The organism is Enterococcus sp. 3G6_DIV0642 (genome assembly GCF_002140635.1).
GTDB lineage: Bacteria > Bacillota > Bacilli > Lactobacillales > Enterococcaceae > Enterococcus_D > Enterococcus_D casseliflavus.
This window is the reverse complement of record NZ_NGLH01000001.1, coordinates 1,515,668-1,528,493: the sequence shown is the minus strand read 5'-3', so window position 1 is coordinate 1,528,493 and position 12,826 is coordinate 1,515,668. Positions and strand designations below refer to the sequence as shown.

Genomic DNA, 12,826 nt, shown 5'->3' with positions numbered 1-12,826 from the left:
CTTTCTCTGTTTTGTGGTCGCTGCTTTTTATTCCTCTGCTTCAACGATCTCTTCAATCGCTGTCAGCAACGCTTGCGCCACCCTTTGAGCATACCCTTCACTTGTAATCACTGCCAGATCAGTGTCACTGTTCAGATAGCCTAACTCCAACAAAACTGCTGGAATATATTGCTCTCGTAAAACATAATAGTTACCAAAACGAGTGCCGTTGGAACTCAATGCCACTGAATTACTCAAACTGGAAGTGATCGTTTCTGCCATCTCTTTTGCCCCAGTATAGTAATAGTAAGTTGTCAGTCCTTGATTGCTGTTTGGTAGCTCTGAATTGTCGAAATGAATGCTGATAAATAGATCTGGTTCCTCCGAGAGTGAAGCTGCAGTAATTTCAGACAGCGCTAAATAGCGATCTTCGGTGCGTGTATATCTGACTTGAATTCCCGCTTGGGTCAGTACTTCGCCGATCGTTTGGACGGTGGCTAACGTCAAATCTTTTTCCATGATCGTTTGATCCGTTGACAGTGCCCCAGAATCTTCGCCGCCGTGCCCCGCATCAAGAACGACTCTAAAGTCTGACAATTTTTTTGAAGTCTCCGAAAGTGGAACTTCTTGGATGGATGCAGAATGCTTTTCAATGTAACCCGTTATTCCATCGTCAGTTTGGATTTCAACCATCTCTTCTGTTTGACTAAGTACGGTTGCCCAACTTCCACGGTGGATCTTCCCGATGACGGTTTCTTGACTTGTTGTCTGATAAATCGATACATAATCGTTCTCACTTTCAATCGCTGCATCGTATTCTGAGGGATCCACGTAAATTTGGACCATGCTTGCCGTTTGTGCGACCTCTTCTGCTTGAGCGTCCGACTCGGTTTGAGCCGTGCTTTCTTGGGTCTCTTCTTGAACAAAATGATCATTTCTCAACACAGCAAAACCTGCCGCAAAAAGTAGAATCATGGTAGTACCGATAACAAGCTTCCCTTTTTTCTTCATTTGCTTCCCCCACTTTTTTCTTGGTCTTTCTATCATGGGACTAGCAGCTTAAACAGAACTTAAAGGCAACTGCTAGAAGCAACCCTCTCACAGCACAAAAAAACTTCAACCGAAATGGTTGAAGTTTCTCGGGAAAAATGAGCGATCCGACCCATTTCACTTATTTTTGAGACAACTGCTTGTAGCGATCATACCAAATGTCCACATACCCTTGCGAAAAGGGTCCTTTGCCATTATTGATCCAATCTACTAAAATTTTGACATTTTCTTTCAAGATAAAATCAATGTCTTGCGGATATTGCATAATCTTACTGTGCAATTCATACTCATCCACATCTAGTAAACGTTTCTCGCCATCAGGAAATACTTTGATATCAAGGTCATAATCGATATATTTCAATGCCTCTTCATCAAGTAAATACGGTGAAGCAAGATTACAATAATAGGAAACCCCCTTTTCTCGAATCATTGCAATAACATTAAACCAGTATTTTTTATGAAAATATACAATTGCTGGTTCACGGGTAACCCAGCGTCTTCCATCTGATTCGGTCACTAATGTATGATCGTTGACCCCTATCACTGAGAATTCACTGGTCTTTAAGACCATCGTATCCCGCCACGTTCGATGCAAATTGCCGTCATGTTTGTAGCTTTGAATGCTGACAAACTCTCCTTCTTTTGGAACTCGCATAGCAACCCTTCCCTCAGCAAGAAAACTTGCGTTTTGTTTGGGTGTTCATTACACCGACATCGTTAATATTATAGCAATAAAAGAAAGCTTTGCCTAGAAATCTTTATCGAGTTTCTGATATTTCTTCAATTGATCCACCAATTTCTGCTGGGGTTTTGGGAAAACATAGTTTTGAAAGGATTCTTTTGCTGCCCATTCGCTGTCTTGTAACGTGAGCTCTCCACGTTTTCTGCCGTAAAATAAAAGGACGTGCCATTTCAAATGACTAAAGATATGAGTGATCTCGCCAAAATGTCGTTTTTGCCAAACGACAGGCAGATCAGGAAAAATTTCGAGCGCATCATCTTCGGCAATCAAATCCAACTGCAGCTGCTCCTCTTTTGCCCATGTTCGCTGCAGAGCCTCGTACTGTTCTTTCGTCACTTCTACCAAAGGAAAATGCCACATAGAAGCCAATAAGCCTGTTTCAGGTCGCTGCACGAGTAAAAACGAGCCTTGATCTTCGATGGCGCCTGCGATGTAATAGACATCTTTTGGCTTTGCTTTTTTCGATTTCACTGGAAAGTCTGTTTGTCGATTCTCCGCATAAGCAAGACAATACTGACTGATGGGACACTCTTCACATTTCGGTGTAGTGGGTGTACAGATTCGTGAGCCAAGATCCATCAAGGCTTGATTAAACTCACCAGGTTCATCGGGGGAAATGATTGTTCTCATCGCCTCGTCAAATGGTCTTCGGCTGCTGGCTTTCGCAATATCTGCTTCGATACAAAATAACCGACTGACGACCCGCATCACATTTCCATCGATTGCCGGTTCTGGCAAGCCAAAAGCAATACTGCCAATGGCTCCAGCTGTGTAGGGACCAATTCCTTTTAATGAGCGAATCTCTTCAATTGATTGGGGCATTTCTCCGTCGAATTCGGCAACGATTTGCTGGGCGGCAGCCTTAAGGTTACGGGCACGAGAGTAATAACCTAAACCTTCCCAAACCTTTAAAAGCTTTTGTTCTTCGGCTGCCGCCAAGTCTTGGATCGTCGGGAATTGTTCCATAAAACGATAGAAATAGCCAATCACTGTCTCCACTCGTGTTTGTTGAAGCATGATCTCTGAGATCCAGATTGCATACGGATCGTTGGTCGCCCGCCAAGGGAGATTGCGTTTTTCTTTATGATACCAAGTTAAAAATGTTTCTTGGAACGTCTTGATTTTTTCTTCATCCCAAGTTTCCCACTGCTTACTCATCCATTACTTCCTCATCTAAGAATCGTTGTATATCATCGATGGCAAACCCTTTTTGATAAAGGCCTTGCTTGATTTTCATTTTTCGTTTCATCAACGGTAACCGCTGATGCCGCCGCATAAGTCGGGCCCCTTCTCTTTGGAGCGCTTCATTTTCTTGGTCCTCATCTTTTTCCATCGGTAATTCATCCAAAATCATCTGAATGACTCCTTGATGAAAACCTTTTTGCATCAAATGCATTTTTATCTTTTGGATCATTTCTTTATGGCTTTTGTTGTGAAAACGACGCATCGCTTTTTCAGCCGTATGATAACCGACTTCAAACTGCATTTCCTCGGTATACAAAGGCAATACTTCCTGAATCACGGAATCTTTTAATCCTTTTTTTCTCAATTGCTGACTGATGACCACGGGTCCTTTATCACTCATGCGGACTTGGGTGCGAATGTAGCTTTCTCCGTAGTTTTTGTCATCGATCAAATTCAACTCTTTCAGACGTTCAACGACTAAGTCTCGGTCTTGTTTTTCGATTTCTTTGTCTTTCAAATAGGTACGGACTTCCATTTCAGAACGCAGCTGATAGCTGATATAGTTCATTGCTTGCTGCAATCCTAAATCAAACCCCGCACTTTTTTTGATTTCTTTTAATTCTTCTTCACTCAGTTCCTTGCCTTTTAATAGCCGAAAACGGACCAAAAGATCTTCTGAGACCCGCAGCGTTTCACCTTCTGATGTCGCCACTTCATAAAATGGTCCTTTTCCTTTATTGATACGAATAATTGTATTCATCTTCTTCACCTCGCGAACGTACATTCTATTTTACCACAACTACGATGAAATTCCTTCTAATCAAGCTGAAAAAATGTGGTAAAATGAACTGACTATTTTATTTAAGGAGTTCACATGGCAAATACACAAGTCCAGCTTGGACAAAAACTACAACTAACGATCAAACGCTTGGGGATCAACGGAGAAGGCATCGGGTATTACAAAAAGCTGATCATCTTTGTTCCCCGTGTTCTACCGGGGGAACAGGTCATTGCCGAAGTCACCAAAGCATCTCCCCGCTTTGCTGAAGCTAAGATGACCAAAATCATCAAGCCAAGCAGCGATCGCATCCAACCACCCTGCAAGTTTTACGACCGGTGCGGCGGCTGCCAATTGCAGCACTTAGTCTACGACAAACAATTAGACTTCAAAAAAGACCTATTGAAACAAGCACTTGAAAAATTTAAGCCAAAAGGCTACCAACAGTTTGAACTAAGGGATACTTTAGGCATGGATGTTCCTTGGCATTACCGCAACAAAGCACAATTTCAATTGCGTTACAACAGTCAAACCAAACGAATCGAAGCGGGTTTATACGAAATGGAGTCTCATCGCTTAGTCGCCATTGATGATTGCCTCGTACAAGAACAAGATACGCAAAAAGTGATCAACGGTATCGTCCAATTGTTGAATAAATACCAGATCCCGATTTACGATGAACGCAAGAACAGCGGGATTCTACGGACATTGATGGTTCGTATCGGGATCGCGACTGGCGAAGTTCAAGTCGTGTTTATTACCAACTCTGTCAAACTGCCGCAAAAAAATGCGCTGATTCGCGAGATCAATCAGCGCTTGCCGCAAGTCGTTTCCATCATGCAAAATGTGCAAAACAAAAAAACGTCCGTCGTCATGGGAGAGGAAACGATTCATCTTTGGGGCAAAGAAGCGATCGAAGAACGGTTGAATGAACTGACCTTCGACTTGTCCGCCCGCGCATTCTTCCAGCTGAATCCACAGCAAACCAGCATCTTGTATCAAGAAGGGTTAAAAGCCCTTGACTTGAGCAAAAATGAAACAGTCGTTGATGCCTATTGCGGTGTGGGAACGATTGGGTTGAGCGTGGCTCCTTATGCCAAAGAAGTCCGCGGCATGGACATTATTCATCAAGCAATTGAAAATGCCCAAGAAAATGCACGCCGCATTGGTGCCCAAAATACCCATTATGAAACGGGAACTGCTGAGGAGCTCTTACCAAAATGGTTCAATGAAGGCTTCAAACCTGATAGCATCATTGTTGATCCGCCAAGGACAGGCTTGGATGAACGATTATTGCAAGCTTTGCTGAAACAACCACCGAAGAAGATGGTCTATATATCTTGTAATGTTTCTACTTTAGCAAGAGACTTGGTCCAATTAGCCAAAGTGTTTCACGTAGAATATCTGCAATCAGTAGATATGTTTCCACAAACCGCACGCTGCGAAGTAGTGGTAAAATTGACTCGCAAATAATCATTCGCCTGACAAATCATCTTGTGATTTGTCAGGCGAATATTGTTTTCGTTGTCTTTTAAGCATCACGATTAATTGATTTGTAAGACGAGGACTTTCGTGGCAATAAAGGTGTCACCTACTCGCTGCCCATAAAGACTTACCGATCGTTCAAGCTGCAGATCCGCACGTGACCCCTCCACGATTCGAGAATTATGCGATTGTGCATCATATAGAATTACTTTTATCTCAGTCTCGCTAGTAATCGTAAAGGATAATCTTTCCTCAGATGCGATCGCCATATCAAAGACTTCGCCGTCTTCCCCTGTTCCTTGAGAAATGTTCGTCAACTCCATCTCAAAACGATCACCATCAATAAAAATGAGTGTGCCCGTTTCATCTGCTTGTGCCAATTCCTCATTCGCTCGCTCTGCATCTGTCTGAGTCACTTGTTGCGCTTTTGTCTGATCGGTTTGATCAATTTGATCGTGATTATTTTGGGTCTTGTCTCCACTTTGACTTGTTTGCGTTTGCGCTTGTGGCGTATTGATTTGGTTGTTGATGGGTACGTTGTCGTTGTTTGTCTGTGGGTCATTCGCAGCAACACCACAACCACTAAGTAATGCCACAAACAAGATAATTGCTGTTTGACTTTTTTTCATAAAAAACACCTTCCTTTTATTCATAGCGTAATGCTTCGATCGGTTTTAATTTCGACGCTTTATAAGCGGGTAAGTAACCAAAAATAGTACCGATCAGCATTGAAAATGACACACTGATCAAAATGGATAACAATGAGATCGTCATCGGATACTCTAACAGACGCAAAGCGATCAGACTGATCAACAGACCGACGATGATGCCAATCAGCCCGCCGATCACCGATAAAACGATTGCTTCTGTCAAAAATTGCTGCAAAATCACTTTACGTTTGGCACCCAATGCTTTCTTCAAACCGATCTCTCTGGTACGCTCTGTCACACTGACCAGCATCGTATTCATTACACCGATCCCACCGACGAGTAAGGAAATGCTAGCAATTCCCCCCAGTAAAATCATATTCGATCGATTGATATCATCGGTCATTTTCTGCACTTCATCATAGTTGCGGATGGAAAAAACAAAATCTGAAGGCGGAATACTCTTGGTCAATTCATGGCTGGCTTGAACGACTGCTGATTCTAAGACGTCCGCATTCGTTGCCTGAAACAGCACTGTTGGCCTTTGGTTGAGCTTTCCTTCGACGAAACTTTGGCTGCCTCGAGGGATGAAGACATATTTCCCTGACAGTTGCTCCGTGTCAGAAACAGATACGCCAACGATGCGAAAGGGCGTCCCATTGATTTCGATCAGTTGATTGATAGGATCACGATAGGAGAAAAAAATTTCCGCCAAATCTTTCGTAATCACCGCAACTTGCTTTTGTGTCTGCAATTCGGTTTCAGTCATTTCTCTGCCAGCAAGGATCGTATAGGGCAAAATTTCAAAGAACCCGGGATCCATGCCTAGCACTATCGTATCGGTTTGCTGGTCTCTTTGGAAAACTGTCAGATTGGCTTCATAGAACAAGCTAACGTTCTTGGCGTGATCAATAGTCAACAGCTTTTGCAGCTCTCCTTCTGATAGTTGCGGGGCGTAATCAGGCAAACGATCATTTCTGCCGCTTTCGCCCGCTAAAAAAGCACTTCTAGCGTCATATTCGATCCGCATCGAGTTAGTATCACCACCAATCAGCTGCTTTTTCATGTTCTCAGTATTTCCGTTGATGATACTCACAATGGAAATGATGGAGGCAATCCCGACAATGATTCCTAGCATCGTCAACAAGGAACGCAAACGATGCTGGTAGATTGCTTGAATGGCTAAGCGAATATTTTCGGTCATCTTGTGCCCTCCTCAACAACTTCACCATCTTTAATGACGATTTGCCGCTTTGCATAGTCCGCGACTTCTTGTTCGTGGGTAATCAAAACCACTGTTTTTCCTAGATGATTCAGCTTAGTAAATAACGCCATGATCTCATGACTATTAGCGGTATCTAAAGAACCTGTCGGCTCATCTGCTAAAATCACATTTGCTTCTCCTGCTAATGCCCGAGCGATCGCTACTCGTTGTTTTTGCCCCCCTGACAACTGATTGATCCTAAAATCGATCCGATCCCTCAATCCGACACTTTCTAAGGCGTGAATTGCTCGAGTCGTTCGTTCTTCCTGATTGACACCAGCATACAAGAGCGGTAAGGCAGCATTTTGTAAAACGGATAGTTTGGGCAACAGTTCAAAATTTTGAAACACGAAGCCGATTTTTTGATTGCGGATTTCGGACAGTTCATCTTCACTCATTTGACTGGTATTTTTACCATCAAGTAGATAGCTGCCCGTTGTTGGCGTGTCTAAACAGCCAATAATATTCATCAAGGTCGACTTGCCTGATCCTGATCGGCCCATGATGGAAACAAACTCGCCAGCATTGATTGTTAAGTTGATTTTTTTCAAAACGTGAATCTCGCTAGTGCCCTGTGGGAACGTTTTGCAGACATCAATCAGTTGGATCATTTGGTTTCACATCCATTCCTTCTTGGATCCGAACTGTTGGGAAGACGAGCACCACTTGCATATCCAGTTCACTTTCTAACAGATACATGGCTTCATCCGTTTCATCTTCCATGATTTCCACGGATAGTTTACTGATTTTATGGTCCTCAACGACGTAGATGAAGGGCCTATCTTCTTCATAAAACACGAAAGATTTGGGCAGCTTGATCGCGGTTTGCTCTTCCTCAATGCGTTCTACAAAACAATGGATGCCAATACTAGGTGGCTCTTCACTTTCATCTAAAACGACCTCAAAACTAAATTGCGACAAATTGGGGTTTGCGCCTTGTTCTTCAACCACTACCGAAGGCTCTTTCATATCCCCAACTCGGGTGATCTTTCCAGTCCATCGCTGACTGCCGCCATTACGGTCTCTAAGTTCAACCTTTTGACCAGGCTCAAGTTGATTGCGGCGAAATTCATCCACAGTCCCTTTTAAAAAGAGCCGACTGGTATCAACGATCGTCATAAAAGGATTCTCTGGAGCCGCTTCACTTGCGCTTCGATTCATTTGTCGTTCGTCCACATCTTTAACGATTCCATCAATTTCGGCTTCCACGACGTCTGAGCCATGCTGCTCTTTGACTGAACGTAGTTCTAATTCTGCCCGTTCCAGCTCTAATTCGGCATCGCCAATGCTGCTTTCCAAGTTTTGCGCTTCTAGTAGTAATTGACTTTGCTGCATTTCCAAATCGGTTTTACGATCTTCCAGCCCTTCTTTGTCCTCTTCTTCCGCACTGGCAATTTTTTGTTTCGTCTCCTCCAACTGATTCGTGACCTTATTGTATTGTTCCCATTTTTGATTCGTTTGCCGTCTTGCTTGTTCCACAGCTCTCGAGCGATTTGCCGTCGCCTGTTCTGCTTCTTTAATGGCCAAAGCCCCCTCAGGGTTAGAGTAAACAAAAAGAGCTTGCCCTGCTTTGACTTGATCCCCTGCCTCTACTTTTTTCTCAACAACTGATCCTCTTGAGCTATCCACCTTGACTTCAACCGTTCTTGCTGGTTCAACGACTCCTACTAAGTAAAAATCTGCTCTCGGTTGCAGATCTTGCAAAGTTATTTGAGTGATGGAAGGTTCTTCACGACGAGCAATCCCCCAGGCACTCGTCCAGCCTAAACTGCCGATGATCAGTAAACTACTGATGATCATGAAACTCTTTTTTGATTTGTTCATATGCTTTCTCAAACATCTCACCTTCCTGATTGGTTAATCGAATGACCACCTTTATTTAACCATTGAATCAATTTCTGTTTTGAACGTTTCTCTTAATATCTGCTGAAGATTTCTTAAGAAAATAGAATTTTTCCATTCTTTTTTTATTAATATGAAGAATTCTTAAGAAGAATTAGCTATTCGCTCTTACTCCTCTTTGCTATAATCAAGAAAGAATCAAGAACGAGTTAGAAAGGACTGTTTCATGCGTACGAAAACCTCTTTATTAATTTTTTCATTGTTTGGTCTTTGTTTATTGGTAGGTGCCTTATGGCTATTAAAGGAAACGAGACTCATTCAAATGGTGCTAGATAATTTTTTGTCAAACCTTGTTACAGATGGCGTTGTGGAAACAAGTGATGGCGAAGGCGGGATGATCGTTGGTACCTTTGTCGACTGGCGCCCTATTAAACAATTGTTCTTGGCATTCTCCTTCTTTCTCGTTTTTGCCGTTACCTTGATTTGCTATTTTAGTTATCGTTATGTTTCAAGAAAAAAAATTGCAAGGATCGCCGAAGGAATTAAGCTCTTTTTCTCTCAATCGGAAGCAAGTTCCACGGGCAGCCTAGCGATCGATCATGAATTATTAAAAATAAAAGATACGATGAACCGCAATGAGGCTCTTTTAAAGGAAGAAACACAGCGCACCAAGGACTTGATCACCTATTTGGCGCATGACTTAAAGACTCCCTTAGCTTCAGTGATCGGCTATCTCAACCTATTGTTGGATACGAAAAACTTGACCAATGAACAAATGACGCAATCCTTGACGATTGCTTTAGAAAAGTCTGAGCGTTTGGAAACGCTGATGAATGAATTTTTCGACATCACCCGTTTTAATCTGCAAGACATCCAATTGTATCAACGGGAACTTGATTTCGTCTTCTTACTGAAGCAAATCCAAGAAGAATTCTATCCGCTGCTAAAAGAAAAAGAACAAACCATCTGCTACTCTGGACCAGAGAGCTTGAAATTAAAAGCCGATAGTGAACAGTTGGCGCGAGTGTTAAACAATCTGTTAAAAAATGCCATTGCCTATGCGCCTGATCAAACCACGATCATAATGCAGCTAACCGTGGACGAACAAGCAGCAACTTTTATCCTAGCGAATCAAAGTGAGCCGATCGAACAAGAACAATTGGAGGCATTATTTGAAAAATTTTATCGTCTGGATCAAGCTCGTTCAACCAAGACAGGTGGAGCAGGTCTCGGATTGGCGATCGCCAAAGAAATTATTTTGGCGCATCAGGGAACGATCCGAGCTGCTAGCAAGAACAATGAGATTCAAATGATCGTCACATTGCCTTTAGCGACAAACCAACACGAAAAAACGAGAAAGTCAGTTAACTGAAAAGGAAGGTCAATACGAGTGGAAAAGATACTTTTAGTTGAAGATGAAAAAGAAATTTCAGATTTGATTGCCTTTTATTTACGAAACGAAAATTTTTCTGTCATCACTTGTGCAGATGGGAATGAAGCTCAGGTACAGATCGAGCAAAACAGCTTTTCTTTGGCGATTCTTGATGTCATGCTGCCAGATATCACAGGCTTTGACCTGTGTAAAATCATCCGCAAAAAGCATCATTACCCAATTATTATGTTGACAGCTAAATCTGAGGAAATCGATAAGATCACTGGTTTGACAATTGGTGCCGATGATTACATCACCAAGCCCTTTCGTCCGTTGGAAGTGATCGCTCGGGTGAAAGCTCAGATACGCCGCTCGACCCAATACAACGACTCAGATCAAAACAAATTGATCGTGAGGGAGTTGGAATTAGATGTCAATAAGCGAAAATGTTTCTTGCAAGAAGAAGAACTTTCCCTGACGCCCATCGAATTTTCCATTTTAAAATTATTGATGGAGCGAAAAGGCCAAGTGGTAAGCTCTGAGGAAATGTTTCAAGAGGTTTGGGGCGAAAAATATTACACGTCTTCCAATAATACCATCATGGTCCACGTTCGAAACCTTCGGGAAAAAATGCACGATACCCACAAGAAGTCCTCTTATATCAAAACCGTTTGGGGGATCGGCTATAAAATTTAACACCAAAAACCGTCCTTTCATTGCACGAAAAGGACGGTTTTCTTGGGACTGAACACAAGTAAATCGAGAAACATAGAAAAAGGGGGCGTGACATAAGTTAATTAGTTACGCTCTCCAAAATATAAGGAGCACTCGAAAATCATGTGATTTTTCGAGTGCTCCTTGTTTTTTTTATTCATTTTGGGTAGTTCAAGTACCTATTTTTGTCAATTTCATCATATTGATTGCCGTAATGAGTAAACCCGTCTGTTTTCTGACTTTTTCTAAGCCCCGAACCGTGTATCGAGTGAAACCCAAACAAGCCTTCATAAATCCGAAGACTGTTTCCACGTCGATCTTTCTCCGACCATATATTTTTTGAATTTCAGGCGTTGATAAGCGCTCTTTTTGTTTTTCTTTATGGTATTCCCAAGACGGATTTACAGTGATCTTTCTGCGATTCCCCTTTGGGGTTAAGGCTTCAGGAATGAGCGCTTGGTTCGCATCCGTTTTTTCTGCTTGGTATTCTTTAAAATCTCGGACAAAGCCATCCGCATCTGTTCGTTGACGGTAAGCATGAAAATTGAATCGTACCCCTTTGGGGTCGATGTAAAAGTCCTCCTTAGGCTCATAATCCCAATTCATTACTTTCCGATCATCTGTCTGCCATTTCTTGCTTTGTTCTTTAAACATCGTTCCATAAGGAATCAGTGCAGTATGCTGGGGAAGTTCATCTTCTATATAGCGGTAATTGCTTTCTGAACCATAGCCTGCATCGGCGACCAAATAATGAGGGGACTTTTGTGCAATCTTCATCTTTTCCAGTAATGGTTTCAGCGTCTTAGTGTCTGTTGGGTTTTGAAAGACATCGTAGCCGAGTACAAATTGATTACAAGTAGCGATCTGCAGGTTATACGCAGGCTTAAGTTGGCCATTTTTCATAGGGTCTTCTTTTACGCGCATGAATGTCGCATCATGATCAGTTTTTGAATAACTGTTTCTTGTCCCATAAGTAGAAAACTGCGTTTGATGTTCCAGAAGTTTTTCTCGTTTTGTATTTAATTTGCGTACTTGGCTTTTCAACGTTCGCCGTTGTTGTTTCGCTGGATTTGGCGAAAGACGTTTCGTTGCCTCAACTTCTTTTTCTAGTTCTTCCAGACGTAGTTCCATCCGTGTTAACAGTTCATCTATCATGTCTACTGTCAAGGTCGTCCCTTCGGGAATCTGTTTCAGGGCATACGCTTCTCTTAGTTCCGTCATCATAGTAAGCAGTTTTTCGCGATTCATTTGATCGAATCGGATCGTGTTTTTCTTCCAGACAAAGCTGTACTTATTCGCATCTGCCAAGATTTTTGTACCGTCAATAAACAACGCATCATCAATCAGATTCCGTGCACGCAGATACTCTGTCAACTGATCTAAGCCTTTATTGGTCAACTCCTGCACATCGTTAGATACACAAAAACGGGCGATCGTTCGATAAGTTGGAACCCGTTCTTGCGTCAACCAGCGAGCATATAGGTTTTCTTCAGCTAAGCGTTCAATCTTGCGACTTGTAAAGGTTTCTCGCGTATACGCAAAAAGAACCAACTTCAACATGGCACCTAAATCATATTCTCTTGGTCGACCAAAAAGATAGGGGTCATTAATCTGAAGCGCTTCGACCAGTTCATGGATAAAAACGGCGACATGATTTTCTTTTGGAGAAAATGAAGTAGATAGATCCAAAGTGAGTTGATTCATGTTATAATTAGTATACATTTTGTTTAGTCCTTTCAGGATTAAATGATGGGGCATTGGCGGCAAC

Annotated in this window: 12 protein-coding genes; 3 read left to right on the top strand and 9 right to left on the bottom strand. The window is 42.3% G+C overall.

Annotation, left to right across the window (positions count from 1 at the left end):
• Positions 1-27: 27 nt before the first annotated feature.
• The 4 genes from A5878_RS07250 to recX form a co-directional block, all read right to left on the bottom strand.
• Positions 28-990 carry an N-acetylmuramoyl-L-alanine amidase gene (locus A5878_RS07250; protein ID WP_086295156.1) on the bottom strand — a complete coding sequence of 321 codons (963 nt, stop codon included), beginning with the start codon at positions 988-990 and terminating at the stop codon, positions 28-30.
• Positions 991-1,150: 160 nt separating this feature from the next.
• Entirely contained in the window at positions 1,151-1,684 is a 534-nt protein-coding gene (locus A5878_RS07245; protein WP_005225863.1) for a DUF402 domain-containing protein, read from the bottom strand.
• Between the two features lie 93 nt (positions 1,685-1,777).
• The gene (gene mutY, locus A5878_RS07240) at positions 1,778-2,929 is read right to left on the bottom strand and encodes an A/G-specific adenine glycosylase (protein ID WP_016610228.1); all 1,152 of its coding nucleotides are present in this window, start codon (positions 2,927-2,929) and stop codon (positions 1,778-1,780) included.
• Positions 2,922-3,716 (bottom strand): recombination regulator RecX, encoded by a 795-nt coding sequence (recX, locus tag A5878_RS07235; protein WP_034858009.1) that lies wholly within the window; start codon positions 3,714-3,716, stop codon positions 2,922-2,924. Before recX ends, mutY begins: the two co-directional genes overlap by 8 nt.
• A gap of 114 nt (positions 3,717-3,830) precedes the next feature.
• Here recX and rlmD point away from each other — a divergent pair, with 114 nt between their 5' ends.
• Entirely contained in the window at positions 3,831-5,207 is a 1,377-nt protein-coding gene (gene rlmD / locus A5878_RS07230; RefSeq protein WP_086295154.1) for a 23S rRNA (uracil(1939)-C(5))-methyltransferase RlmD, read from the top strand.
• A 71-nt stretch (positions 5,208-5,278) separates the two neighbouring features.
• On the opposite strand, the gene A5878_RS07225 is transcribed toward rlmD, so the two are convergent.
• From A5878_RS07225 to A5878_RS07210, 4 genes are read right to left on the bottom strand one after another with little or no spacing between them, the layout of a single operon-like run.
• A complete protein-coding gene (locus A5878_RS07225; RefSeq protein ID WP_179190635.1) occupies positions 5,279-5,848 on the bottom strand; it encodes a hypothetical protein in 570 nt (189 codons plus the stop codon).
• A 16-nt stretch (positions 5,849-5,864) separates the two neighbouring features.
• The gene (locus A5878_RS07220) at positions 5,865-7,070 is read right to left on the bottom strand and encodes an ABC transporter permease (RefSeq protein ID WP_086295150.1); all 1,206 of its coding nucleotides are present in this window, start codon (positions 7,068-7,070) and stop codon (positions 5,865-5,867) included.
• On the bottom strand, positions 7,067-7,741 hold the full coding sequence (locus tag A5878_RS07215) for an ABC transporter ATP-binding protein (protein ID WP_086292217.1): 675 nt from the start codon (positions 7,739-7,741) through the stop codon (positions 7,067-7,069). The genes A5878_RS07220 and A5878_RS07215 overlap by 4 nt, the downstream gene beginning before the upstream one ends.
• The gene (locus A5878_RS07210) at positions 7,725-8,954 is read right to left on the bottom strand and encodes an efflux RND transporter periplasmic adaptor subunit (protein ID WP_016610234.1); all 1,230 of its coding nucleotides are present in this window, start codon (positions 8,952-8,954) and stop codon (positions 7,725-7,727) included. The genes A5878_RS07215 and A5878_RS07210 overlap by 17 nt, the downstream gene beginning before the upstream one ends.
• Positions 8,955-9,198: 244 nt before the next feature.
• Here A5878_RS07210 and A5878_RS07205 point away from each other — a divergent pair, with 244 nt between their 5' ends.
• Together A5878_RS07205 and A5878_RS07200 are read left to right on the top strand one after the other, a co-directional pair.
• Entirely contained in the window at positions 9,199-10,344 is a 1,146-nt protein-coding gene (locus tag A5878_RS07205; RefSeq protein WP_086295148.1) for a cell wall metabolism sensor histidine kinase WalK, read from the top strand.
• A gap of 18 nt (positions 10,345-10,362) precedes the next feature.
• Positions 10,363-11,040, top strand: coding sequence for a response regulator transcription factor (locus tag A5878_RS07200; RefSeq protein ID WP_086295146.1), 678 nt, complete (start codon positions 10,363-10,365; stop codon positions 11,038-11,040).
• A gap of 189 nt (positions 11,041-11,229) precedes the next feature.
• On the opposite strand, the gene A5878_RS07195 is transcribed toward A5878_RS07200, so the two are convergent.
• Entirely contained in the window at positions 11,230-12,780 is a 1,551-nt protein-coding gene (locus A5878_RS07195) for an IS1182 family transposase (RefSeq protein ID WP_074536951.1), read from the bottom strand.
• Between the last annotated feature and the right edge of the window lie 46 nt (positions 12,781-12,826).

Excerpts from the sequence above, each read along its gene's own strand:
- A5878_RS07250 (WP_086295156.1), bottom strand. The coding sequence starts at position 990 with ATGAAGAAAAAAGGGAAGCTTGTTATCGGTACTACCATGATTCTACTT.
- recX (WP_034858009.1), bottom strand. The coding sequence starts at position 3,716 with ATGAATACAATTATTCGTATCAATAAAGGAAAAGGACCATTTTATGAA.
- A5878_RS07210 (WP_016610234.1), bottom strand. The coding sequence starts at position 8,954 with ATGAACAAATCAAAAAAGAGTTTCATGATCATCAGTAGTTTACTGATC.
- A5878_RS07195 (WP_074536951.1), bottom strand. The coding sequence starts at position 12,780 with ATGTATACTAATTATAACATGAATCAACTCACTTTGGATCTATCTACT.
- A5878_RS07205 (WP_086295148.1), top strand. The coding sequence starts at position 9,199 with ATGCGTACGAAAACCTCTTTATTAATTTTTTCATTGTTTGGTCTTTGT.
- mutY (WP_016610228.1), bottom strand. The coding sequence starts at position 2,929 with ATGAGTAAGCAGTGGGAAACTTGGGATGAAGAAAAAATCAAGACGTTC.
- A5878_RS07220 (WP_086295150.1), bottom strand. The coding sequence starts at position 7,070 with ATGACCGAAAATATTCGCTTAGCCATTCAAGCAATCTACCAGCATCGT.
- A5878_RS07225 (WP_179190635.1), bottom strand. The coding sequence starts at position 5,848 with ATGAAAAAAAGTCAAACAGCAATTATCTTGTTTGTGGCATTACTTAGT.
- rlmD (WP_086295154.1), top strand. The coding sequence starts at position 3,831 with ATGGCAAATACACAAGTCCAGCTTGGACAAAAACTACAACTAACGATC.
- A5878_RS07245 (WP_005225863.1), bottom strand. The coding sequence starts at position 1,684 with ATGCGAGTTCCAAAAGAAGGAGAGTTTGTCAGCATTCAAAGCTACAAA.
- A5878_RS07215 (WP_086292217.1), bottom strand. The coding sequence starts at position 7,741 with ATGATCCAACTGATTGATGTCTGCAAAACGTTCCCACAGGGCACTAGC.